Origin of the sequence: Intestinibacillus sp. NTUH-41-i26, from assembly GCF_032769475.1 — a bacterium.
Classification (GTDB): Bacteria; Bacillota; Clostridia; order Oscillospirales; family Butyricicoccaceae; genus Agathobaculum; species Agathobaculum ammoniilyticum.
Window position 1 is genome coordinate 117,498 of record NZ_CP136477.1, and the last position, 23,193, is coordinate 140,690.

Sequence of the window (23,193 nt, forward strand, 5' to 3'; positions counted from 1 at the left end):
CCTTAGGGAAGCCAGGGGACGCTTTTGTTTAATAACAGCAGGTGAGCTGGTGCTCCTTGCAGTACTGCAGATACTCCTGTGATGGTGCAAGGTCGGTGACCAGAAAATCGAAATCGCTTAAGCGTGCATAGGTGGAAACCGCCACCAGTTCGAATTTGGTATGATCTGCCAACAAATACCGTGTCCGGCTGTTCTTGGTGATCGTGCTTTTGAGCGTACTCTCCCCAACAAAGGTATCGGTCACACCACTTCGCAAGCTGATGCCGGTTGTACCCATAAAAGCCTTTGTGATATTGAAGCGACTTAGCTCAGCGGGGTCGTCTACGGTTAAAGATGCGGTTTTTACGTTCAGCCGGCCGCCGAAAGAGATTACATTAATCTGGGGATAGTTCATACATTCCATGATCACATATAAATTGTTGCTCAAAATCGTGACCGAACGTTCAGCAAGATAAGGGAGCATGGTCAGTGTGGTAGTACCAGAATCGATGTAAAGCGTATCCCCGTCGTTGACATGCTGTGCGGCCAGTTTACCGATATATTGCTTCTGATCGGTCAAACAGATGTTTCGCTCGGTAAATGACGCAACGGGACGTCCGATATCGCGGTGCCTGGGGCGCGCGCCCCCATACACCTTTTCTATCACTCCCTTTTCCTCCAGCATGGAGAGATCGCGGCGGATCGTAATTTTAGAACGCTGGAATGCTACACATAAATCGTCGAGAGGAACAAAATCGTGCTTACGGATATATTCCTCCATTTGGTCGAGACGAGAAGTGCGAACGGCCATTTAAGACATCTCCTTTCGTGATTTTTAGGGAAGATGACCTTGTTATTTACCTTTATGATACCTTATCTTTCCACTTTCGTCAATAAGAGAATAAATAATAATGAAACAAATATTATCATTAAAAAGATGAATATTATCATTTAAATATACAAAAAGGAAAGGTTAAGTTTGTATATTTTTAAATATGTCAAATATTGATCGAAATATTGACAAATATTATCGCATGTGTTAAGTTAATGTTAAACAAGAGAGAGATGATTTATTATCGATCAATTTATAAAAACATTTTTGATAAAATTTGATCTAATCTATAAAAATCGATATTGTGAAGCGGGAAATGAGTGATGAAATGGATATTATCTGTATTGGCCTGTTAATGTGCGATATCATCGTCAAACCGGTGACCGAAAAGGCGCTGTCTTTGGACGCAACGCCGGTAGACACGATACAGATGCTGCCAGGTGGGGATGCCTGCAATGTAGCCTGTAACGCGGCGGCGCTCGGTATGGAAACCGCGCTTGTCTCTGTCGTAGGGGATGATCCAAATGGCGCGTTCCTTCGGCGCTGGCTGGACGAACGGCATATCGATATCCGTTCGCTGGCAGTACGGGGCGGGCAAACAACTGGCACCAGTATCGCTTTGGTTGAACCGAACGGGGAACGGCATTTTCTGACCAATACGGAGATATTCGATACGCTTTACGCGGAGCAGGTGCCGGAGGAGTGGCTGCGGCAGGCACGCCTGCTCAGCCTGAACGGCCATTACCGGCTGAAGAATCTGGATGACGGAGGGATCGTGCCGCTGTTTCAGAAAGCAAGACAGTATGGAGTGAGAACTGTAGTCGATACGGTTTGGAACCGGAAAGGGGAATGGCTCCCACGCATTGCGCCTACCCTGCGCCATACAGATATCTTTTTGCCGAGCTACCAGGAAGCGGTGCAGATCACAGGTGAGACCGATGTCCGAGCCATGCGGAACGTGCTCAAGCCGTTCGGATTATCAGTATTTGGCGTTAAGCTGGGAGAGAAGGGCTGCTATATGACGGATTTCAAGGAAGAGTTTTTCCTGCCAGCGTTTCCAGTGGAATCGATCGCTTCCACTACGGGGGCAGGAGATTCCTTCGTTGCGGGATTTGAAGCCGCACAGCTTCTGTCGCTCGATCTATATGAGAGCGCGTTGTTCGCATCGGCTGCCGCCTCCTATACCATACAGGCGCCCGGTGCGGTCGGCGGCGTACCGGACGTGGAAAGTGTCCGGCAATATATCCGGAAAAACCGGCACCTGGTAGAAAATATTGCACAGTAGAGAAAGGAGAGTACAGAGTTGAGAGCGCTTGTCAATACCAAAAACATGTTGCTGCATGCCTATGATCACCACTATGCGGTCGGCGCATTCAATGTCAACAATATGGAGGTGATCCAGGGGGTTGCAAAGGCGGCGAAAGAACAGCGGTCGCCAGTCATCCTACAGGCATCATCCTTTACGGGCCAATATGCGGATTTAGGCTATATCGTCGGCATCGCGGAAAACGCGGCGCGGCTGGCGGATGTGCCGGTCGCCCTGCATCTGGATCACGGCGAAGATCTGGAGACCTGCAAGGAGTTCATTCAAGCTGGCTTTACTTCAGTCATGATCGACGGTTCCCACCTTCCCTATGAGGAAAATGTGGCGCTGACGCGAAGCGTCTGCGAATATGCGCACCGGTATGACATCACGGTGGAAGGCGAGCTGGGAACGCTGGCCGGTGTTGAGGATGGCAGGAGCGCGGAACAGTCACTCTATACCGATCCGGAGCAGGCGCGCGACTTTGCCGAACGGACAGGGGTGGATTCCCTCGCAATCGCCATCGGTACCAGCCACGGGGCTTACAAATTTAAACCGGGACAAAAGCCGATGCTGCGGTTTGATATTCTGGAGCAGGTCAGCCGGCTGATGCCGCGTCTGCCGATCGTACTGCACGGGGCATCGTCAGTTAACCAGGAGGATATCGCGGAGATTAATGCAATGGGAGGTGACATCAGCGGAGCAATCGGTATTCCTGAGGAAATGCTGGCACAGGCGTCTCGGCTTGCGGTCTGCAAGATCAATGTGGACACCGATCTCAGGCTTGCTATGACAGGTGCGATCAGAAAATATCTGCATGAAGCGCCGGAACAAATTGATTACCGGAAATACATAGGTGCCGGCAGGGATCACTTGGCTGAACGCGTATCCCATAAAATGAAAAATGTATTTTTAAGCGCAGAGCGCTATTAAAGCATCCAACTATTAATTTTACAGCAGAAGAGAGGAGAAAAAGGAATGAAAAAACTGATCGCAGGAATGCTGGCAGCAATAATGGCTTTTTCCCTGGCCGCATGCGGAGGAGGAACGGACAGCAATGCAAACCCGGGCGGTGAAAACCCGGGCGGCGGACAGAGTGCTGCGGCGGAAGCCACCACGTTGAAATTCAACCTGGTCAAATCCAATACCGATCCCCAGTATGAGTGGTATGGCCGGTTTTTTGACGATCTGGAGGCTGCTTCAAATGGAGAGATCGTCGGCGAGATATATACCACGGAGAGCCTGGGTCCGACAGCGGACGTGATCGAACAGGCTGCGCTGGGTGAACGCGTGGTTGCGGACTGCGACCTGGCATGGCTGGCAAACTATGTACCGGATATGGCGGCGATTATGTCCCCGTATCTGATCCAGAAGCCGGAGGAGATTATGGCGATATGGAATTCTGAGGTATTCCAGGATATGTGTACCGAGTTGGAAGCTCAAGGGCTGCATTTGATCGCGCTGAATTATGAGGGGACTCGTAATCTGCTGACGAAAAAAGATATCACCTCCCGTGCGGATGTCAACGGGCTCAAGATCCGCTGCGCTTCCACGACGATGTGGAATGCTGTGGCAGAAATGCTGGGCGGCAATCCGACAAATATCGCCATGAGCGAAACTTACCAGGCGCTCAGCCAGGGCGTGGCGGATGCGGCTGAGGGTGTGTACTCTGTCATGTATTCGAATAAGTGGAATGAAGTACTGTCGCATGTCATCGAGACCGAGCATTTGGTGGGCTATACAGCGATCGTCATGTCCAGTGAAGTTTATAGCACGTTGTCAGACGCGGCAAAAGCGGCGATGGATGAAACCGCTCAGAAATATATGCAGGAATTCTTGGAGTTGTCTGGCGGCGTACAGGATGAATATAAGCAGAAATTGATCGATGCCGGTGTGCAGGTATCCTCAATTGACAAGACTGAGTTTATCGAGGCGGCAAAGAGCATTCCGGATAAGTTCCCAGATTGGACGCCGGGGGTATACGATGAACTGACAGCTGTACTGGAGGAAGCGCGCGGCAATAAATGACGGCAGTTACAGGGCAGCGCTGTCAAGCCGGCGCTGCCCTTGCCGTATCTGAAAGCGCAACAAAAAGAAACGGGAGGATAATGATTGTATGAAACGGAAAGGAGCAAAGCTGGAGAATACCGTTAACTGGGTTGCATCGGTCATTGGCGGTGTTTCATTGGTGGGCATGGTGGTTCTGATTTCTTTAAATGTTATCAGCCGTTTTCTGTTTGCCACCTCATTCAACTGGGCAGAAGAAGTGACCTACATGCTGTTCAACTGGGCGGTTTTCTTTGGTGTTGTAGTGGTCTACCGGTACCAGGGTTTGACGGCAATTGACGTATTGGTAAACGCTCTGCCGGAAAAAGCACGCCGTGTGGTGCTGATCTTGAACTATGCGCTGATCACGGCGATCTGTGTTGCGCTTGTTGTCTGGGGCTGGCAGTTTGCGATGTCTGCATGGACGCGGAAAAGCCCCTCGCTGCATATCCCTTATTTTTTCTTTGATATTCCGATCCCGTTGGCGGCGGTTTGTCTTGCGGGTTATTCGCTGAAATTCCTGGTTCAGACCATTCGGGGGCAGGAAACCGAAGTGGCGGCTCTGGAAGAACGGTCGTAGGAAAGGAGGAGCTGTTTTGGAACAACTGTGGACATGGCTGCCGATTGTAATTTTGTTTGTGCTGTTTTTTATGCGCGTACCGGTGGCATTTGCGATGTTGATTGCTACCGCCCTGTATTTTGTTTTCAGCCCAAATGCAATGAACGTTTTACTGATGTGCCAGAAAATGGTGGCAGCAAATTCGTCATTCGTGTTTCTCGCTATCCCGTTTTTCACCTGTGCGGGTGTTATCTTTAACTATTCCGGCATCACACACCGGCTGATGGTGCTTGCAGATATGCTGGTTGGCCATCTGGTTGGTGGGCTGGGGCATGTCAATATCGTGCTTTCCACTCTGATGGGAGGCCTATCTGGGTCGGCAATTGCAGATACGGCAATGGAAAGCAAGATGCTGGTGCCTGAAATGGAACGCATGGGTTATTCAAAGGCCTATTCCTGCGTCGTTACCGCGGCGTCTGCCTGTATTACGCCGATCATTCCTCCAGGCATTGTATTAATCCTGTATTCTACGGCGTCCAACGTGTCGGTTGCAAGCATGTTTTATGCGGGCTACCTGCCGGGTCTTTGCATCATGGCGACGCTGATGATACTAAACTATGCAATCTCCAAAAAGCGGAATTACCGCCCTTCGCGTACGGAGCGTGTCACACCCCGAGAATTTGGCCGCGCACTGCTGGATGCAGTTTGGGCGCTGATGGTACCGTTCGGCATCGTAATGGGCCTGCGTTTTGGCGCCTTTACGCCGACCGAGGCGGGCGCTATCTCCATCCTTTACGCAATCCTGGTTGGCGCGTTTATCTATAAAGAGCTAAAGTTTGCGCATATCAAAGCAATCATCATGGAGTCGCTGACAGCAACGGCCGGTGTCATGTTCATTCTGGCGGGCGCGCAGGCGCTGTCCGCTTACCTGACTTGGGAACGCATCCCTATGATGATCTCTGAGGCGATCATCAATGGTATCCATTCGCCATACCTGTTTTTACTGATTGTCAACATCCTGCTGCTGGCCATTGGATGCTTTTTCGATGGCGGCGCGGCGATGATTCTGCTTGCACCGCTGCTTGTACCGGTCGCACAGTCTATGGGTATCAATCTGATCCATTTCGGCATCGTTATGTGTATCAACCTGACAATTGCGGGCTTTTCTCCACCGTTCGGCAGTCAGATGTTTACAACTTGCGGCATCTGCAATTGTCGCATTGAGGATTACATTCGGGAGTCACTGCCTTATATGGGGGCGTTGGTAGGCGTACTGCTGGTACTTACCTTTATTCCGGGGATTGTCATGCTGGTGCCGAATCTGCTGGGCGCTTCATAGCGCGGCAAAGAGGGAATCAATATGAAAAATCAGATAGGACTGCACATGGGATATTGGTGGGGAACCGAAGCATCCGATGATTTAAACCGTATTCTGGAGTTAACCGCGCAGGCAGAACTGGAGATACTGGAAGTCAATCCGGCTTGTCTGCTGCGGATGACGCCGGAAGCATGTCAGAAGCTGTTGCGTCGTGCCAAGGACTGCGGCGTACGGTTTACGCTGAACGGCGGCCTGGATGCAACGAATGACATTGCTTCCGGCGACGAAGCGGCGCGCCGAAAGGGCATTGAATACTGTATCCGGGGTGTTGGAACGCATGAGCGAGCTGGAAATGACTCTGTGGTCGGGGGTCAACTACTCCGCCTGGCTGCGGGCGCCGCAGCCAGAGGGGGATGCGCAGGAAGAGAAAGTGCGCGCCTGCGGATATGCGGTCCAAAGTCTGCAGCCGATCCTGCGTGCCGCTGAGCGGGAAGGGATTGATTACTGCTTTGAGGTGGTCAATCGGTTCGAGCAATTTCTGTTTAATACGGCACAGGAGGCAGTGGCATTCGCCGAGGCGGTGGGAAGCCCGCGCGCCAAGGTGCATTTGGATACTTACCACATGAATATCGAGGAGGATAATACCTGTGCCGCGATCTGTTTCGCGGGTGTCAGTGGCCGGCTGGGACACTTCCATGCGGGGGAATCCAACCGGCGAGTGCCGGGGGTCGGCGCGGCCAATCTGGACTGGAGAGCGATTGGGCGGGCGCTGCGTCAAGCCGGCTATGCTGGTGCGGTCGTGATGGAGCCGTTTGTGCTGACTACGGCTTTTAATGCCAAACGCACCCGCGTGTGGCGTGATTTGAGCCATGGCGCTACGCTGCAGCAGCTGGTGTGCGATGCACAGACTGGCGGTCGGTTCCTGCGTGGCATACTGGAAGAATAACGGAAAGGAGCGTTTCATGCAGCAGGAGGATAAGATCAGGGAGCTTCAGGTTTTTGCACAACAGATACGGGTAGAAACCATACGCGCACTCGCAACGCTGGGCTTTGGCCACACGGGAGGCACTATGTCGGTTACAGAGGCATTGGCTGTGCTGTACGGCGGCATCATGAAAATCGATCCCCAGAACCCGGGATGGGAGGAGCGCGACTGGTGCGTTATGTCCAAGGGGCATGCGGGGCCGGCAGTATACGCGGCCTTAGGATTGAAAGGTTTTTTTCCTCTGGAGAATATCTACACATTGAACCAGCCGCATACGGATTTCCCCTCTCATACAGACCGCCTCAAGACCCCAGGGGTAGACATGACGACCGGCTCTCTCGGACAGGGTATCTCAGCGGCGGTCGGCATTGCTTACGCGAACCGGCTTGACGGACGGGACAATCATGTGTTTGTCATACTGGGAGATGGCGAGTGTGACGAGGGCCAGGTATGGGAGAGTGCGCAATTTGCGGCGCATTACGGACTGGACCGGCTGATATGTCTGGTGGATAACAATAAAAGACAATTGGATGGCCTGTGCAGCGAAGTAATGAGTCATGGGGAAGGCATCGGTGCAAAATTTCGTGCCTGCGGTTGGGATGTGGCCGAGGTACGGGATGGAAACGATGTAGAGCAGGTGTATGAAGCAGTAGACCGCGCGTACCATAACGTCGGAAAGCCAGCCTGCATTATATTGAATACAGTCAAGGGGAAAGGATTGCCCCTGGCGGAGCAGACTGGCGCGCATTTTTCCAGCTTTTCAGCGGAACAGTGGCATGAGACGCTTGCATTTGCACAGCGTGAACTGGAACGTCTGACAGCGCAGGCTTGAAAAGGAGGCAGTATGCAGTATCGAATCGCGGGAAAACATGAAATAGATGAGCGGATGGGCGGGGACGGATATGCACAGACGATGGTCGAGCTGATCGCGCAGGATTCCTCCGTTGTCCATATCGACTGTGATCTTGCTGGCTGCAGCAAAGCGTCGGAGATCGCAAAGGTTTATCCGGCGCAGGTGATTAACGCTGGAATTGCGGAAGCGAATGCAGTCGGCATCGCGGCGGGTCTGTCGGCGGCAGGGAAGATACCGTTTGTGCATTCTTTTGGACCCTTTATCTCACGGCGGGCGTTTGATCAGGCGTTCCTGTCCGCGGCCTATGCGAAGCTGAATGTCAAGCTGATCGGTTCGGACCCCGGTATCTGTGCGGCGTATAATGGCGGCACGCACATGCCGTTTGAGGATTGCGCTCTGTATCTGGCAGTGCCGGATGCAATAGTCCTCGATCCGTCTGATTATGTGATGTTTATTAACCTACTGAAAAAGCTGTATGCGTGGTATGGTGTCAGCTATCTGCGCATGGTGCGCAAAAATTCCGCGCGCATATACGAGGATGGCGCGGATTTTGAGATCGGCAAAGGCGTGCTTCTGCGCGAGGGAAACGATGTAACGATTGTTGCATCGGGACTCTTGGTGGACGAGGCCCTTAAAGCGCAGGAGATTCTGTCAGAACGGGGGATATCGGCGCGTGTGATCGATATGTTTACCTGGAAACCGCTCGACGTAGAGCTGCTGCTCCAGTCGGCTGCGAAAACCGGATGCATTGTAACAGCGGAAAATCATAACTGCACGGTTGGGCTGGGCGCGGCTGTGGCGCGCGTGCTTGCAGAGCATTGTCCGATACCAGTTGAAATGGTCGGCGTACAGGATCGTTTTGGACAAGTCGGGGCGATCGGGTTTCTGCAGGAGGAATACCGGCTGAACGCCCGGGAGATCGTCAGGAAAGCGGCGCGTGCAGTCGGCAGGAAACGGCAGTAAAAAAGAGTCCCGCTGCTCCCCCAGGGAGCAGCGGGACTCTTTTTCACTATAGATTATTCCTGCAGGTCGTTGGAGATCCTGCACTTGTCAAACACATAGAACAGCAGGCTCATCAGCATGCCGACGATGGCGGCCAGCGTCATGCCGGACAGGGCGACGTTGCCAAGCGACAGCGTTACGCCCGACAGGCCGGTGACAAAAATGACCGAGGTAAGCACCATGTTGCGGTTTTTTCCGTAATCCACATGGTTATCCACCAGGATGCGCAGGCCGGAGGTGCCGATCATGCCGTACAGCAGGAACGAGATGCCGCCGATGACCGGACCGGGGATGGTCTGGATGAGCGCCGCGAGCGGGCCGACGAACGAGCAGATGATGGAAAGCACAGCCGCGCCGCCGATTACGCGCACCGAGTAGACCCTGGTGATCGCCATTACGCCAATGTTTTCGCCGTAGGTCGTGGTCGGCACCGAGCCGATGAAGCCGGACAGCATGGTCGAGAAGTTATCCGCGAACAGCGAGCGGTGCAGGCCGGGGTCCCGCAGCAGGTCACGCCCGACCACCTTGCTGGTGACGAGCTGATGGCCGATGTGCTCGTTGGCAATGACCAAGATCACCGGCAGGATGATGAGGATAGCTTCCAGGTCGAACTTGGGCGCCTGGAAATTCGGAAGCTGGAATAACGGCTGGTGGAAAGCGGCGATAATGCCGTCCAAGATCACGCGCTCTCCGGCAAAATACTCGGTGACAAGGCCGGCGGCATAGCCGCAGAGGATCGCGATCAGGATCGGGATAACGGACAGGAATTTGCGGAACAGCACGCTGCCCAGCACCGCCACGCCCAGCGTGACGCAGAAGGTAATGACCGAGGCGGTAGTCACGCCGTCCCCCACGATCTCGCCAGTGGAGGCGGCGCTTCCGGCCAGCTCGAGGCCGATCAGCGCGACGACCGGACCCATGGCGGCAGGCGGCAGCACCACGTCTATCCATTTGGTGCCGCATTTGTAAATGACTGCCGCCAGGACGCAGCCGCACAGGCCGACCACCACGAAGCCGCCGAGCGCATAAGGGTAGCCCCAGTTCTGGATGACCAGCGTCGCCGGAGCGATGAACGCGAACGACGAGCCTAAGTAGGCGGGCGCTTTGCCCTTGGTGATGAAGATGAACAGCAGCGTGCCGATACCGTTCATGAACAGTACGATCGCTGGATTGATGTCGAACATAAACGGCACCAGCACGGACGCGCCGAACATGGCGAACATATGCTGGATGGACAGCGGCACCAGCAGACGGGGCGGCACCTTGTCCTCTACCTGGATGATTCTGTTTGTCTGCATTTTTCTTTTATCCCCTCTCATTTCTTTTGCGCCGCGCCGTGCGGCGCTGTATGAAAAACGCGCGGCGGCGTTCCTCAGTCAAACAGGCGCCGGATATCCTCCATGCGCGAGCAGGCCATATTATACCCCATTTCATAGCCCCATTCAAGCTTTTTTACATCCTTTTCAAAGCTCTCAAGCCGTTCGGCGGGCTGGAGCAGCACGGTGTTTTCCGGCTGGGCCGCCGCAAGCCTGTGGCAGAAGCACACCGTTTGATTGTACCGCTTGGGGCGGGACAGCATGGTTGCGGCCAGCCGGGGGTAGCGATGGTGCAGGGCGCGCGCGGCGAACCGCGTGCCGCACGTCAGCTCCTTGCGGTAAGCGTCCGGCTGTGTCAGCACGATCAGGTTTTTGTGGTTGCCGTCGCGCAGGCTTTTCAGGATCGGGATTGGGTCGGCCAGGCCGCCGTCGTAATAGGTTTCGCTGCCGATGGATATGGGCGGGAAATAGATCGGGATGGCGCAGGTTGCGCGCAGCATGGTGCTGGGGCGGTCAAGCCGCATCCCGTCCAGATATTCCGCCTGTCCGGTGCGGGCGTTGGTTACGCCGACCAGCGCGCGCCCGCGGTAGGTGTGGAACGCCTCCCAATCGAACGGGATCAGCTCGTTTGGGATGGTGGAGAATACGAAATCCACGCCGAATACCGAATGGTCGCGCAGCAGGTTGCGCGCGCCCAGATAGCGCTTGTCGTTCCGGTACCGGCGCAGGACCTCCAGATTGCGCCCGCGCTGGCGGGACAGGTAGGAAACCGCGTAGGTGATGCCGGCGGAAACGCCGATCACATAGTCGAACAGAAGATCATGGTCCAGCAGCGCGTCCATCACGCCGCAGGAAAAGATGGGGCGGAACGTGCCGCCCTCCAAAACAAGTGCGGGCATTTTTTCAAACCTTTCTCAGATAACAGGGGCGCGCGGCGCGCCCGTCCGGTACGCCGGAGCCTACCGGCGTTTGCGCGTGGGTGGCTTTTTCCGGCTTTTGCCCCCGCGTGCGCCGCGCCGCCGCTGGGCGCGGTTCCCGCGCGGCTCGTCCGTGCGCTCCCGCGCAGGGGGAACGGCAGGCACATCGGCGGTCGGGAGGCTCCCCTCGGCGGGCGCGAAGTCGATCTGGCCAGTCACCTCGCTCGCGGCGAGCAGCCGCACGCGCAGGGGCGTGCCGATCGTAAAGCGCTTGCCGGTATGGCGGCCCTGCAGTGCCATGTGCTGCTCGTCATACTGGTAGTAATCGCCCGTGAGCAGTTCGATGCGGATCAGCCCCTCGCAGCCGTTTTCCAGCGCGACAAAGATGCCGAACGCCTGCACGCCGGACACCTCCGCGTCAAATTCCTCGCCGACGAAAGGCTTCATATACGCCGCGATGAACAGCTTGTCGATATCGCGCTCGCAGTTGTCCGCGGCCTGCTCGCGGGTGGTGGACTGCGCCGCGGCCTCCTCGCACGCGTTTTGGTCGGCGGCGGTGAACGCTTCGCCGGCGAGCGCCTTTTGCAGCATCCGGTGCGCGACGAGGTCGGGATAGCGCCGGATGGGCGAGGTGAAATGCAGGTAGAATTTCGCCTTGAGGCCGTAGTGGCCGATGCAATCGTCCGCATAGCGCGCGCGGGCGAGCGAGCGCAGCAGCAGCGTCGGCAGGATACGCTGCCTGGGGTCGTTTTTCACGCCGCGCAGCACGGCCTGGAACTGGAACGTATCCTCCGGCTTGCCGGGGTCGATGCGGTAGCCGAACGGCCGCGCGAACTGCGCGAATACGCGCAGCTTTTCCGGATCCGGATTTTCGTGTACGCGGTACACGGTGGGCTGGCCGCGCTTGCACATGAATTCCGCGACCGCCTCGTTGGCCTGCAGCATGAATTCCTCGATCAGCTTTTCGCTTTCTCCCCGTTCGCGGAAGCAGATGTCCACGGGATTGCCCGTTTCGTCCACTGTGATCTGCGCCTCCGGAATATCCAGTTCCAAAGCGCCGCGCTCAATGCGGCGCTGATATAGCGCGTGTGCAAGGCCGTTCATCTTCTCCGCAGTGGGGACGAGGAACGCATATTCCTCCCGCAGCGCCGCGTCGCCCGCGAGGATGCGGTTGACCTTGTTATAGGTCATGCGCGCTTGGGAGCGGATGACGGACTTTGCAAAGCTCGCCCGATAGCGCCGTCCGTCCCTGTCCACCTCCAGGAGCGCGGAAAAGGTCAGCCGGTCCACGCCCGGGTTGAGGGAACAGATGCCGTGCGACAGCGCAAACGGCAACATCGGTACGACATGGCCGGGATAATAGACCGAGGTGCCGCGCCGGTACGCTTCTTGGTCGAGCGGGCTGCCCTGCGTTACATAGTGCGACACATCCGCGATGTGTACGCCGAGCAGGTAATGCCCGTTTTCGAGCGGCTCGAGCGATACCGCATCGTCAAAGTCCTTGGCGTCGTCCCCGTCGATGGTGAAGATCAGCTTGTCCCGCAGGTCGAGCCGCTCTCCGGCGGCGGCCAGGTCGACCGTCTGCGGGATGGCGTCCGCCTGCCGTAGCACCTCGTCCGGAAAGGCATTGAATACGCCGTTTTCATGCAGGATGGCCGCGATCGAGGCCTCCATTGTCCCGTCCTCGCCCAAATCGGCCTGCACCACGCCCTGCGGCGCGAATTTTTCGTCCCCATAGTAAGAGATCGATACCGCCACGCGGTCGCCGGGCCGCGCGTCGCCCAAGTCGTGCCGGTCAATCGTGATTTCGGGATATTTTTTTGAGGTGGGCTGCACGAAAAAGGCGTTTCCACGCTGCACCAGCGCGCCGGTCAGCTCTCTGTCCGCTCGGCGCAGGACGCGCACGACTGCGGCCTCCCGCCGCCCGCGCCCGTTTTTCCGTTCGGAGAGCTTGACCAGCACCCGATCGCCGTGCCACGCGCCGCCCGAGGCGTTGGGCGGGATGAACAGGTCGTCCGGACGGGGCTCGCCCTCGGCTACATCCGGCGTGACGAACGCGAACGCACGCTCGGTGGCGAGGTAGGTGCCGGTGACGCAGCCGTAATGCGCGGAAACAGCGAAGCGGTTTTTCTTGTTTTTCATGACCGCACCGTCCGCGGTCAGGCGGTCGAGCGCGTCCTTTACCTCCTGCTTGCCGGCTTCCGGCAGGGCGCGGCGCAGCTCATCCAACCGCATGGGCTGTGTGAGCAGCGAAAGCAGCCTGCTTTCCAGCGCATGATCTTGCATAAATAGCCCTCCTCTTCCTCTTTTCTTCTGGTATCAGTATACCATCTTTGCTGTCCGAATAAAAGGAAAATTGACGTAAGGCATGGTTTGACGTTCCTCCAGCGGCATGATACACTAAGGATGGGAGAAAATAAGTCCGGCAAGGGAGGAAAAAATGATGAAAGCACTTGTTACCGGCGCGTCCTCCGGCATTGGGAGAGAGATCGCGCGTCTGCTCGCCGCGCGCGGGTATGACCTGATCCTGTGCGCGCGGCGCGAGGAGCGCCTGCGGCAGCTCGCTGCCGAACTGCCCACCGCGTGCCGTGTGATCGCGGCGGATATCGCGGATGAAAGGGAATGCCGCCTGCTGTACGAGGCGGTGCGCGGGGAGGAGCTGGAGGTGGTCGTCAACAACGCGGGCTTCGGCCTGTTCGGTGAATTCGCTTCGACCAGCCTGGAGGAGGAACTGCGCATGATCGACACGAACATCCGCGCGGTGCATATCCTGACCAAGCTGGCGGTGCGCGATTTTGCTGCGCGCGGGCGCGGGTACGTCTTGAATGTGGCGTCCTCGGCCGGCTTTCTGCCCGGCCCGCTCATGGCGACCTACTATGCGACCAAAAACTATGTCCTGCGGCTGACCGAGGCCATACGGGAGGAACTGCGCCGCGCGGGCAGTCCAGTCAAGGTCTGCGCGCTTTGCCCAGGGCCGGTGGATACCGAATTCAACAAGGTGGCGGGCGTGCGGTTTTCGCTCGGCGGCCTGAGCGCGCAACGCGTGGCGCGCGAGGCGGTCGGCGGGCTGTTCGCGGGCAGGGGCGTCGTTGTGCCGGGTGCGGCGATGAAAGCCATGACCCTGGCGCGCCACTTCGCGCCCGACTGCCTGCTCGCGCGCGTCACCTATCATTTCCAGCACAGGAAAAACGGCGGATGACCGCGCAGGAGATCAAAAGGACGCTGCAGCGCGAATTTGTGCGCCTGCTGCGCCGGCCGTTTGCGGCCGCGGTCCGGGAATACGGCATGGTGCGGCCGGGCGATCGGATCGCGGCATGCATTTCCGGCGGCAAGGACTCGATGCTGCTCGCCCTGCTGCTGCAGGATCTGCAGCGCACGGTGGACTTTAAACTGGTGTTCCTTGCCATGGACCCAGGATACGCGCCCGCCGGCCGCGCGCGGCTGGAGGAGAACGCCGCGCGCCTTGCTCTTCCGCTTGAGATATTCGACACCAATGTGCTGCGCGTCGCGGCGCGCCACGCGGCGGCGCATCCCTGCTTTCTGTGCGCGAAAATGCGGCGCGGCTACCTGTACGCCGAGGCGCGGAAGCGCGGCTGCAACAAGATCGCGCTCGGCCACCACTATGACGACGCGATCGAAACCGTGCTCATGGGCTTGCTGTACGGCGGTCAGGTGCAGGCCATGCTGCCGCGCATGCGGGCGAAAAATTACGCGGGGATGGAGTTGATCCGGCCGCTTTGCCTGGTGCGCGAGCGCAGCGTGCAGGCCTGGGCGGATTACTGCGGGCTGACGTTCCTCCCGTGTGACTGTCCGGCGAAAGCGCTCGCAAACGATACCCGCCGCGCGGCGGTCAAAAAGCTGATCGCGTCGCTGGCCGCGGAAAACCCACAGGTCGAGGCGAATATCCTCAACGCGGTCAAAAACGTGGATACCGCGAAGCTGCTCGGCTGGCGGGACGGGGCGGGGCGGCACAGCTTTCTGGACAGGCTTTGAGCCGCCCGACGGAAAACAAGGAAAACCAATAGGAATACTGGACAGACGCCGGCGGACATGGTATCATAGGAGCAGAAAAAACACGCTTTTTCGGCACACAGTAAAGGAGACTTCTGAACTATGACCATTCGTATCGGTATTTTGGGGTATGGCAATCTGGGCCGCGGTGTGGAGGCCGCGGTTCGCCAGAATCCGGATATGGAGCTGAAAGCGGTGTTCACCCGCCGCGACCCGCAAGCCCTCCGGATCGCGGACGCGGGCGCAAAGGTGCTGCATGTGGATGCGGCAGAAGGCATGAAGGACGAGATCGACGTGCTGGTGCTTTGCGGCGGCAGCGCGACCGACCTGCCCGAGCAGACCCCCAAATACGCGGCCCTGTTCAACGTGATCGACAGCTTTGACACCCATGCCCGCATTCCGGAGCATTTCGCCAGCGTTGACGCGGCGGCGAAGAAAGCCGGCAAGGTGGGCGTTATCTCCTGCGGCTGGGACCCGGGCATGTTTTCGCTGAACCGCCTGTACGCCTCCTGCATCCTACCGGAGGGACAGGACTATACCTTCTGGGGTCGCGGCGTGAGCCAGGGCCATTCGGACGCGGTGCGCCGCATCGCGGGCGTAAAGGACGCGCGCCAGTACACCGTGCCGGTGCCGGCGGCGCTCGAGGCCGTGCGCGCGGGCCGGAACCCCGCGCTGACCACCCGCGAGAAGCATACTCGCGAGGTATATGTCGTCACGGAGGAGGGAGCGGACCGCGCCCGCATCGAGAGGGAGATCAAGGAGATGCCAAACTACTTCTCGGATTACGACACGACCGTGCATTTCATCGACGCGGACACGCTCGCGCGCGAGCATGCGGGCCTGCCGCACGGAGGCTTCGTCATCCGCAGCGGCGAAACCGGCGCCGGCAACAGGCATATCATCGAATATCGTCTGCAGCTTGACTCCAATCCGGAGTTCACGGGCGCGGTGCTGACTGCCTACGCCCGAGCGGCCTACCGCATGGCGCAGGAGGGTATGAGCGGCGCCAAGACCGTGTTTGATATTGCGCCCGCCTACCTGTCCGCGCGGACGGGCGAGGAGCTGCGCGCGCGCATGCTGTAAAAAACAAAAAGCAAACCGGCAAAAAGGATCTGCAGCCCTGCAGCTCCTTTTTGCTTTGCACGCCGGAAAAGAGAAAGGAACGGTGCTCTGTTGAAGCAATCGACCGGCGCCCTGATGCGGCGCTTTGCCCCCTATTTCAAGCCCTACGCGGGCGTCCTGCTGCTCGACCTGTTCTGCGCCGCACTGACGACGCTGTGCGAGATCGGCCTGCCGATGATGATGCGCCGCCTCGCGCAGGTCGGCATGGACGATGTTTCCCTGCTGACGAGCGGACTGGTGCTGCGCGTGGCGGCGCTGTATATCGTGCTGCGGCTGATCGATGTGGCCGCCTCCTACTTTATGGCGAACATCGGGCATGTCATGGGCGCACGCATCGAAACCGACATGCGCTCGGCCCTGTTCGGTCACCTGCAGAAACTGTCGTTCGGCTATTTTGCAAACACCAAGGTCGGTCAGCTGATGGCGCGCATCACGGGCGACCTGTTCGACGTGACCGAGTTCTCGCATCACTGTCCGGAGGAATTTTTCATCGCGGGGCTGAAGATCGTGGTGTCGTTCGTCATCCTGTGTACGGTCAACGTGCCGCTGACCATCATCATCTTCGCCATTGTGCCGGTCATGGCGATCGTCGCGGGCAAGTTCAATATGGCGATGCGCAGGACATTTGCGAAAAACCGCCGACAGGTGGGCGAGGTCAACGCGCAGGTCGAGGACAGCCTGCTGGGGGTGCGCGTGGTCAAGTCGTTTACCGGCGAGGCGCGCGAGATCGAGAAATTCGAGCAGGGCAACCGCGACTGGCTGGAGATCAAAAAGGAGAATTACCGCTGGATGGGCGCGTTCACCGCAACCACCCGCGCGTTTGACGGATTGATGTATATTGCGGTCATCATCGCGGGCGGCCTGTTCATGGTACACCGCCGCATCGACCCCGCGGACTTTATGGCTTACCTGCTGTATGTGGCGACGCTGCTCGCGACCATCCGCCGCATCGTGGAGTTCGCCGAGCAGTTCCAGCGCGGCATGACCGGCATCGAGCGGTTTTTCGAGGTCATGGACGTGGAGCCGGATATTGAGAGTCCGGAAAACGCGGAAAAGCTGCCGCGCGTACAGGGCAATATCCGTTTTGAGGACGTCTGCTTCGCCTATGCGGACGACCCGAATACGCCGGTGCTCGACCATCTGGAGCTGGACATTCGGGCAGGGCAGAGCGTGGCGCTGGTCGGCCCGTCGGGCGGCGGCAAGACCACGATTTGCAACCTGATCCCGCGGTTTTACGATGTGACCGGCGGCCGCGTCACGGTGGACGGGCATGACGTGCGCACGGTCGAACTGGATTCGCTGCGCGGACAGATCGGTGTGGTGCAGCAGGATGTGTATCTGTTTTCAGGCACGATCTTTGACAATATCGCCTACGGGCGGCCGGGCGCGACGCGCGAGGAGGTCGTCGAGGCGGCCAAGCAGGCGGGCGCGCACGAGTTCATCAGCGCCACGCAGGACGGCTATGATACCTTTGTCGGCGAGCGCGGCGTGCGGCTGTCCGGCGGGCAGAAGCAGCGCATTTCGATCGCGCGCGTGTTCCTCAAGAATCCGCCCATCCTGATTCTGGACGAAGCGACCAGCGCGCTGGATAATGAATCCGAGCGCTTGGTGCAGCAGTCGCTCGAACGGCTGGCCAAGGGGCGCACGGTGCTGACCATCGCGCACCGCCTGTCCACCATCCGCAACGCGGACAAGATCGTCGTGCTGACCGAGGACGGCGTGGCCGAGCAGGGGACGCATGCCGAGCTGCTCGCGCGGGGCGGCGCGTACGCGCACCTGTATCAACTCGCCACAGAAGACTGAAAAAAGAGGAAACCGGCCTCGGTTTCCTCTTTTTCTGTTCCGCAGACGTTTATTCAGTTTTCATATACAGCATGCGCACGGCATTGAGCACGCACAGCATGGCGACGCCGGTGTCGGCAAACACCGCCAGCCACATAGAGGCGATTCCCTTCAGGCCGAGTATCATGACCAGCAGCTTGACCGCCAGCGCAAACACGATATTTTCCCTGGAGATCAAGCTTGCCCGCCGCGCGATCTTTACCGAGGTTGGAATGGAGGACAGGTCGGCGTTCATAAACACCACGTCCGCGGCTTCGATCGCCGCGTCCGCGCCGCTGCCCATGGCCGCGCCCACGTCCGCGCCCGCCAGCACGGGCGCGTCGTTGATGCCGTCGCCCACAAACATCACCGCGCCGCGCTTTTCGCGGATATCGGTCAGGGCGGAAAGCTTATCCTCCGGCAGCAGGCGCGCGCGCACCTCGTCGATGCCGACCGCCTGCGCGACCGCGTCCGCACTGTCCTGCCCGTCGCCGGTCAGCATCGCGGTCGTCAGGCCCTGCGCTTTCATGCGGGCGACCGCCTGCCGCGCGTCCGGCTTGACCGTGTCCGCGATGTCGATATGGCCGATAAAGCGGCCATCCATCGCCAGCAGGACCTCGGTGCTGCCCAGCGTACCGTGGTAGCCGGACAGACCGATGCCGTGGCGCCGTAGCAGCTTGGCGTTGCCGCACAGCACGGGCTTGCCGCACAGCACGGCTTCCACGCCCTCACCGGCCTGCTCGCGGATACCTTCGGGTGCGCCGACCGAGATCAGGCTGGGCCGACCGGCGCTTTCCGCTGTTTCCTTGCACGTCTCATAGGCGGCGAGGATGGATTTTGCGATTGGGTGGGTGGACGCGCCCTCGCACGCAGCGGCGAGCCAAAGCAGCTCGTTTTCGTCGATGTCCGCGCCCTCCGCCGGGCATACGCGCTGCACCACAAAGTTGCCCCTGGTGATCGTACCGGTCTTATCCATGACAACGGCCTTCACATCGTTCAGCGCTTCGAGCGAGGCGCCGCCTTTGAACAGAATACCGCGCCTGGAGCCTGCGCCGATGCCCGCGAAATAGGTCAGCGGCACGCTGAGTACCAGTGCGCAGGGGCAGGAAATGACAAGGAAGGTGAGCGCGGTGTACACCCATTTGCTCCAGTCGCCGGTGGCCAGACTGGGTACGACGGCGGTCAGCAGCGCGATGGCGACGACAGCCGGGGTGTACACGCGGGAGAAGCGGGTGATAAAGCGGTCGATCCTGGGCTTGCGCGCGGCCGCGTTTTCCACGCTGTCCAAGATGCGCTGGACCATGCTCTCCGCCAGCACATGGGTGACGCGCAGCTTGATCGCACCGTCCGTATTGACACAGCCGGAGATCGCGCGGTCGCCAGCCGCGACGCGCACCGGCACCGGCTCGCCGGTCACGGCCGAGGTGTCCAGGCGGCTCTCGCCCTCCACGACCTCTCCGTCCAGCGGTACGCGGTCGCCCGGGCGGACCAGCACGATATCGCCCACCGCAGCGTCCTCCGCAGGGATTGGGCGGACACCGCCGTCCGCCTCGACGAGGTTGACCGTTTCCGGACGCAGGTCGACCGCGGCCATGATCTGCCGCCGCGAGCGCTCGACCGCACGGTCCTCAAAGTATTCGCCCACGCGGTAAAACAGCATAACGCCGACCGCCTCGTCGAACGAGCCGATCGCCCACGCGCCGACCGTGGCAAGCGCCATGAGGAAATTTTCGTCAAACACGCGGCCCCTGCCGATATTGCGGACCGCGGTCAGCAACACGCGCCAGCCGAGCAGCAGGTACGCTGCGAGCATGACGAGTACTTTTGGCATGCCGCCGAGCGCCAGCTCACCGGCGAGGAACAGCCCCGCGCCGATCAGGATACCGGCAAGCGGATGGCTGCGGCCGGTGCCGGCCTCATCCTCTGAAGCGATAACCTGTGTCTCGCTTTCGATGGATTGGCAGATTTCGCGGATGCGCGGCAGCAGAGCGTCGGGATTTTTGCCGGTCACGCGGAGCTGCTTAGTCTCGTAGACCAGTACGCAGTCGTCCACGCCGTCGAGTTGGCTGATCTGGCGCTGCATCTCGGCGGCGCAGTGCGCGCAGCCGAGGTTTTGCAGGGTGTATACCCGTTTTATGCCGTGCGCGCTCGTGCGATGGCGCTCCTGTCCGTGGCTGTGCTCGTGGCCGCAGGCGCAGCCGTCGTCGTGATGGTGGTGATGCTCGTGCTCGTGGCCGCAGGCGCAACCGTCGTCGTGATGATGGTGATGCTTGTGTTGATGATCGCGGCCGCAGCCGCACGTTTCCGGATGATGACTCTGTTCGGCTGTATGTTCGTCCGGCACTTGTAAGGCAGTGCGCGTTCTTTCGCTCGCCATAATCTCGCCTCCTGAATTATATATGAATGATTGCTCATATGTTCATGTATTCATATTAGTCCGAGAACGGTGATTTGTCAATAGCGGGAAAGAAAAAAAGATGCACAAAAAACGCCGTCAAAGGTGCGGTCCCATAGGGACAACACTGAAACCGTTTAGAGTATAAGACTGAAAAGCAGATTCAATCTCGACTGCTGCGGGAATCATCCGATGCAAGCCTATTCTTTTCATGCGTATAAGTCGATGGTGTAAAATGGGCATTTCTCCTAATGAGGTTATTCTAAAACCCCTTGATCATGCAATCAAGGGGTTTTAGATGTTACATCATAAACGTCATGCAGTGTGTGCTTGGGGAAAGCGCTCGCGCAGGCGGCTTTTTTCCGGTTGCTTAGCCCAAACGCTGAACCATCTCCTGCGGGATTGTGGCTGTTCCCTGACCGTAGTATTTGAACACATCGACCATCTGCTGAATCTGGGCATCGCTCATTTGCTTGGTTTCGCCGTTGACACAGGCTGCGCGCGCTGCCAGATAGCATTTGGCGGCTTCTTCCAGATAAACCGCAGCATATAGTGCTTGGTTAAGATCCTTGCCGACGGTCATAACGCCATGCTGGGACAGGATAACAGCATGACCGTCGCCGACATACTTAACGGTGTCAATGCCCATATCGATCGAGCCGGCGGCCGAATACGGGGTGATAGGCACGTTACCGCCCGCAGCGTTTGCCAACGCGGTGATGCATACACGGAACTCGGTTAGGCCGGGGATAAGAGAAACTGCAGTTGCATAGGGCTGGTGAGTGTGGATAACAGCGTTGATATCCGGGCGTTCGCGGAAGATATGTAGAATAGCAGGTGTGTCTGATGACGGCTTGCGTGTACCTTCTATGATGTTGCCGTCGAGATCCATGACGATCATGTCATCCTCAACCATTTTTTCGTACATCATACCGGATGGAGTGACAAGGATCTCACCTGACGGCATTCGCACACTCAGGTTGCCGCAGGTCAGTGAAACCAACTCATAGCGGTCAAGCATGATGCCGGCATCAATGATTTCTTTTTTCATTTCGGAAAACATAGCGGTTACCTCCTAAATATTTCGATCAGATCGCCCGGGGCATGTATCACATGCTCGGGCGAATAGGGCATGAGCTGCTCGATGGACTGATACCCCCAGCAGGCCGCGGCTGCGGCTGCGCCAGAGTTGTGCGCTGTTTGCATGTCTATATCCGTATCGCCGACATACAGGATCTCACTGCACTGCACATGCAACGTATCCAGCACCCGGTCCATCGAACGCGGGTCAGGTTTAGAAATGGTTTGCGGTGTCTGACCGATGCAAGCTTCCATCAGTCCGCCGAAGAACTGCCTGGTCAATGAGTGGGCCAGTGCATCCGGCTTATTGGTCAGCACGGCGTTTTTGATCCCCATATCCCGCAGCGCTTCAAGGGTTTCGCGTATGCCTTCATACGGTTCGGTCAGATGGGAAAAATCCTTCAGGTAACTGGCGCAGTCATAATCGCGGATCGCGGGCTGTAGCCGTTCCACATCCTGCTCCGGGCAGCCGCTCAATCTGTGCAGACGATGATAAAAATGCGAGATCGGCAGCCTGCACAGATCGCGGCAGTCCTCCATCGCAATGCTGTGCAGCCCGAAATGCGCCAGCGACTGGTTACAGTAATACAGAATGGTCGGCAGGGTGTTGAGCAGTGTGCCGTCCATATCCCACACGCAGGCACGATAGGGCACGTTATACCTCCAGGAAATCGACGAAACGAACCTTCTCAAGGTCGTCTTCCTGAATACCGAGTTTCTTTCCAGTCAGCTCCTCGACGGCTTCGACCAGATGCATTGCATCGATACCGTACTTTTTCATTAGGTACATCTTGGACGCGCCGTGCGGATAGCCCGGCAGGCCGATCTTGACCAGACGTTTACCCAGGCCGTTTTCTGCGATTATGTCCGCAACTGCCGTGCCGAGACCGCCGATGTCCAGATGGTTTTCGATCGTGATAACGCCGTACTTGCTCTTGTTGATCGCCTCGACGATGGTCGGGTCGGTAAACGGCTTGAGGGTAGAAACATGCATATGCTGCACAGAAACGCCCTTTTCCTTGAGCGCTGCCGTGGCGCGCATGGCTTCCTCGGTGCAGATCGACGAGGACAGCAGCACGATATCGTCGCCTTCGGACAGCACGCGGGCACGGTTGAACTGCATCGGCTCGTTGGCAGGGAACAGACGCGGCACTTCCTTGCGGAGCATGCGGATGTAAACAGGGCCGTTGCACTCATATGCCAGATCGAGCACGCCTTCGATTTCGGTTGCGTCGCCGATATCGAAAATGGTCATGTTCGGCACGGTGCGCAGCACACCGACGTCATTGATCGACTGGTGGGTAACGCCGCCCGGAGTGGTGATGCCGGGAACGAAGCCGACAAATACGACCGGCAGGTTCGGATAGGCCACGCTCATCTCAAGCTGGTCCAGAATGCGGCGGTAAAGGAATACGGCAAAGGTGTGCAGGAAGGGGCGGTAGCCCTCTCGCGCCATACCAGCCGCCCAGGAACACATATTCTGCTCGGCGATGCCCATGGTCAGATAACGGTCCGGATAAACCTGGCGGAACTTCTTGACCTCGCAGGACGAACCGAGGTCGGCGGACATAACCACGACCTCCGAATGCTCCGCGGCAAAGCGGATCATATTTTTTTCGTGGGTATTGACTTCAATTTTCATGGTTGAACCCCT

The 23,193-nt window shown here is 58.1% G+C and carries 20 protein-coding genes; 12 read left to right on the forward strand and 8 right to left on the reverse strand.

Features of this window, described 5'->3' with window-relative positions; translation table 11 throughout:
- Nucleotides 1–28 precede the first annotated feature (28 nt).
- Entirely contained in the window at nt 29–790 is a 762-nt protein-coding gene (locus tag RX717_RS00540; RefSeq protein ID WP_107631283.1) for a DeoR/GlpR family DNA-binding transcription regulator, read from the reverse strand.
- A gap of 337 nt (nt 791–1,127) precedes the next feature.
- Here RX717_RS00540 and RX717_RS00545 point away from each other — a divergent pair, with 337 nt between their 5' ends.
- From RX717_RS00545 to RX717_RS00580, 8 genes are all read left to right on the forward strand, one after another.
- Nucleotides 1,128–2,096, forward strand: coding sequence for a carbohydrate kinase family protein (locus tag RX717_RS00545; protein ID WP_107631282.1), 969 nt, complete (start codon nt 1,128–1,130; stop codon nt 2,094–2,096).
- A gap of 45 nt (nt 2,097–2,141) precedes the next feature.
- Nucleotides 2,142–3,047, forward strand: a complete 906-nt coding sequence (locus RX717_RS00550) for a ketose-bisphosphate aldolase (RefSeq protein WP_054328038.1) — start codon at nt 2,142–2,144, stop codon at nt 3,045–3,047.
- Nucleotides 3,048–3,092: 45 nt separating this feature from the next.
- The gene (dctP, locus tag RX717_RS00555; protein ID WP_054328001.1) at nt 3,093–4,142 is read left to right on the forward strand and encodes a TRAP transporter substrate-binding protein DctP; all 1,050 of its coding nucleotides are present in this window, start codon (nt 3,093–3,095) and stop codon (nt 4,140–4,142) included.
- A gap of 88 nt (nt 4,143–4,230) precedes the next feature.
- The gene (locus RX717_RS00560; RefSeq protein ID WP_107631281.1) at nt 4,231–4,740 is read left to right on the forward strand and encodes a TRAP transporter small permease; all 510 of its coding nucleotides are present in this window, start codon (nt 4,231–4,233) and stop codon (nt 4,738–4,740) included.
- 16 nt (nt 4,741–4,756) lie between these two features.
- On the forward strand, nt 4,757–6,058 hold the full coding sequence (locus tag RX717_RS00565; RefSeq protein WP_054327999.1) for a TRAP transporter large permease: 1,302 nt from the start codon (nt 4,757–4,759) through the stop codon (nt 6,056–6,058).
- A gap of 316 nt (nt 6,059–6,374) precedes the next feature.
- Nucleotides 6,375–6,983, forward strand: a complete 609-nt coding sequence (locus RX717_RS00570) for a sugar phosphate isomerase/epimerase family protein (protein ID WP_316960493.1) — start codon at nt 6,375–6,377, stop codon at nt 6,981–6,983.
- Nucleotides 6,937–7,854 (forward strand): transketolase, encoded by a 918-nt coding sequence (locus RX717_RS00575; RefSeq protein WP_242977873.1) that lies wholly within the window; start codon nt 6,937–6,939, stop codon nt 7,852–7,854. The genes RX717_RS00570 and RX717_RS00575 overlap by 47 nt, the downstream gene beginning before the upstream one ends.
- Nucleotides 7,855–7,866: 12 nt before the next feature.
- Nucleotides 7,867–8,838 carry a transketolase family protein gene (locus RX717_RS00580; RefSeq protein ID WP_054327996.1) on the forward strand — a complete coding sequence of 324 codons (972 nt, stop codon included), beginning with the start codon at nt 7,867–7,869 and terminating at the stop codon, nt 8,836–8,838.
- A gap of 53 nt (nt 8,839–8,891) precedes the next feature.
- On the opposite strand, the gene uraA is transcribed toward RX717_RS00580, so the two are convergent.
- The 3 genes from uraA to rnr all read right to left on the reverse strand — a co-directional run bounded on the left by uraA (nt 8,892) and on the right by rnr (nt 13,396).
- Nucleotides 8,892–10,175, reverse strand: a complete 1,284-nt coding sequence (gene uraA, locus RX717_RS00585) for a uracil permease (RefSeq protein WP_054327995.1) — start codon at nt 10,173–10,175, stop codon at nt 8,892–8,894.
- Nucleotides 10,176–10,249: 74 nt separating this feature from the next.
- A complete protein-coding gene (locus RX717_RS00590) occupies nt 10,250–11,092 on the reverse strand; it encodes a patatin-like phospholipase family protein (RefSeq protein WP_054327994.1) in 843 nt (280 codons plus the stop codon).
- 60 nt (nt 11,093–11,152) lie between these two features.
- Complete coding sequence (rnr, locus tag RX717_RS00595; protein ID WP_107631279.1) at nt 11,153–13,396, reverse strand: ribonuclease R; 2,244 nt, start codon at nt 13,394–13,396, stop codon at nt 11,153–11,155.
- Nucleotides 13,397–13,553: 157 nt separating this feature from the next.
- Here rnr and RX717_RS00600 point away from each other — a divergent pair, with 157 nt between their 5' ends.
- The 4 genes from RX717_RS00600 (at nt 13,554) to RX717_RS00615 (ending at nt 18,046) form a co-directional block, all read left to right on the forward strand.
- A complete protein-coding gene (locus RX717_RS00600; protein WP_054327992.1) occupies nt 13,554–14,309 on the forward strand; it encodes an SDR family NAD(P)-dependent oxidoreductase in 756 nt (251 codons plus the stop codon).
- Nucleotides 14,306–15,103 carry a tRNA 2-thiocytidine biosynthesis TtcA family protein gene (locus tag RX717_RS00605; protein WP_054327991.1) on the forward strand — a complete coding sequence of 266 codons (798 nt, stop codon included), beginning with the start codon at nt 14,306–14,308 and terminating at the stop codon, nt 15,101–15,103. The genes RX717_RS00600 and RX717_RS00605 overlap by 4 nt, the downstream gene beginning before the upstream one ends.
- Before the next feature lie 120 nt (nt 15,104–15,223).
- On the forward strand, nt 15,224–16,204 hold the full coding sequence (locus tag RX717_RS00610) for a diaminopimelate dehydrogenase (RefSeq protein ID WP_054327990.1): 981 nt from the start codon (nt 15,224–15,226) through the stop codon (nt 16,202–16,204).
- Between the two features lie 114 nt (nt 16,205–16,318).
- Nucleotides 16,319–18,046, forward strand: a complete 1,728-nt coding sequence (locus tag RX717_RS00615; protein ID WP_054327989.1) for an ABC transporter ATP-binding protein — start codon at nt 16,319–16,321, stop codon at nt 18,044–18,046.
- Nucleotides 18,047–18,095: 49 nt separating this feature from the next.
- Here the strand turns inward: RX717_RS00615 and RX717_RS00620 are convergent, their stop codons facing one another.
- The 4 genes from RX717_RS00620 to RX717_RS00635 all read right to left on the reverse strand — a co-directional run bounded on the left by RX717_RS00620 (nt 18,096) and on the right by RX717_RS00635 (nt 23,181).
- Entirely contained in the window at nt 18,096–20,441 is a 2,346-nt protein-coding gene (locus tag RX717_RS00620; protein WP_107631278.1) for a heavy metal translocating P-type ATPase, read from the reverse strand.
- A gap of 388 nt (nt 20,442–20,829) precedes the next feature.
- Nucleotides 20,830–21,522: a class II aldolase/adducin family protein gene (locus RX717_RS00625; protein WP_107631277.1), complete on the reverse strand. Its 693-nt coding sequence runs from the start codon at nt 21,520–21,522 to the stop codon at nt 20,830–20,832.
- A 5-nt stretch (nt 21,523–21,527) separates the two neighbouring features.
- Entirely contained in the window at nt 21,528–22,193 is a 666-nt protein-coding gene (locus RX717_RS00630; RefSeq protein ID WP_316960494.1) for an HAD family hydrolase, read from the reverse strand.
- A gap of 1 nt (nt 22,194) precedes the next feature.
- Nucleotides 22,195–23,181: a transketolase family protein gene (locus RX717_RS00635; protein ID WP_054328143.1), complete on the reverse strand. Its 987-nt coding sequence runs from the start codon at nt 23,179–23,181 to the stop codon at nt 22,195–22,197.
- Between the last annotated feature and the right edge of the window lie 12 nt (nt 23,182–23,193).

What these genes read in the sequence shown, in the direction of transcription:
- RX717_RS00540 (WP_107631283.1), bottom strand. Translation starts at nt 790, where the DNA reads ATGGCCGTTCGCACTTCTCGTCTCGACCAAATGGAGGAATATATCCGT.
- RX717_RS00545 (WP_107631282.1), top strand. Translation starts at nt 1,128, where the DNA reads ATGAGTGATGAAATGGATATTATCTGTATTGGCCTGTTAATGTGCGAT.
- RX717_RS00550 (WP_054328038.1), top strand. Translation starts at nt 2,142, where the DNA reads ATGTTGCTGCATGCCTATGATCACCACTATGCGGTCGGCGCATTCAAT.
- dctP (WP_054328001.1), top strand. Translation starts at nt 3,093, where the DNA reads ATGAAAAAACTGATCGCAGGAATGCTGGCAGCAATAATGGCTTTTTCC.
- RX717_RS00560 (WP_107631281.1), top strand. Translation starts at nt 4,231, where the DNA reads ATGAAACGGAAAGGAGCAAAGCTGGAGAATACCGTTAACTGGGTTGCA.
- RX717_RS00570 (WP_316960493.1), top strand. Translation starts at nt 6,375, where the DNA reads ATGAGCGAGCTGGAAATGACTCTGTGGTCGGGGGTCAACTACTCCGCC.
- RX717_RS00575 (WP_242977873.1), top strand. Translation starts at nt 6,937, where the DNA reads ATGCACAGACTGGCGGTCGGTTCCTGCGTGGCATACTGGAAGAATAAC.
- RX717_RS00580 (WP_054327996.1), top strand. Translation starts at nt 7,867, where the DNA reads ATGCAGTATCGAATCGCGGGAAAACATGAAATAGATGAGCGGATGGGC.
- uraA (WP_054327995.1), bottom strand. Translation starts at nt 10,175, where the DNA reads ATGCAGACAAACAGAATCATCCAGGTAGAGGACAAGGTGCCGCCCCGT.
- RX717_RS00590 (WP_054327994.1), bottom strand. Translation starts at nt 11,092, where the DNA reads ATGCCCGCACTTGTTTTGGAGGGCGGCACGTTCCGCCCCATCTTTTCC.
- rnr (WP_107631279.1), bottom strand. Translation starts at nt 13,396, where the DNA reads ATGCAAGATCATGCGCTGGAAAGCAGGCTGCTTTCGCTGCTCACACAG.
- RX717_RS00600 (WP_054327992.1), top strand. Translation starts at nt 13,554, where the DNA reads ATGAAAGCACTTGTTACCGGCGCGTCCTCCGGCATTGGGAGAGAGATC.
- RX717_RS00605 (WP_054327991.1), top strand. Translation starts at nt 14,306, where the DNA reads ATGACCGCGCAGGAGATCAAAAGGACGCTGCAGCGCGAATTTGTGCGC.
- RX717_RS00610 (WP_054327990.1), top strand. Translation starts at nt 15,224, where the DNA reads ATGACCATTCGTATCGGTATTTTGGGGTATGGCAATCTGGGCCGCGGT.
- RX717_RS00615 (WP_054327989.1), top strand. Translation starts at nt 16,319, where the DNA reads ATGCGGCGCTTTGCCCCCTATTTCAAGCCCTACGCGGGCGTCCTGCTG.
- RX717_RS00620 (WP_107631278.1), bottom strand. Translation starts at nt 20,441, where the DNA reads ATGGCGAGCGAAAGAACGCGCACTGCCTTACAAGTGCCGGACGAACAT.
- RX717_RS00625 (WP_107631277.1), bottom strand. Translation starts at nt 21,522, where the DNA reads ATGTTTTCCGAAATGAAAAAAGAAATCATTGATGCCGGCATCATGCTT.
- RX717_RS00635 (WP_054328143.1), bottom strand. Translation starts at nt 23,181, where the DNA reads ATGAAAATTGAAGTCAATACCCACGAAAAAAATATGATCCGCTTTGCC.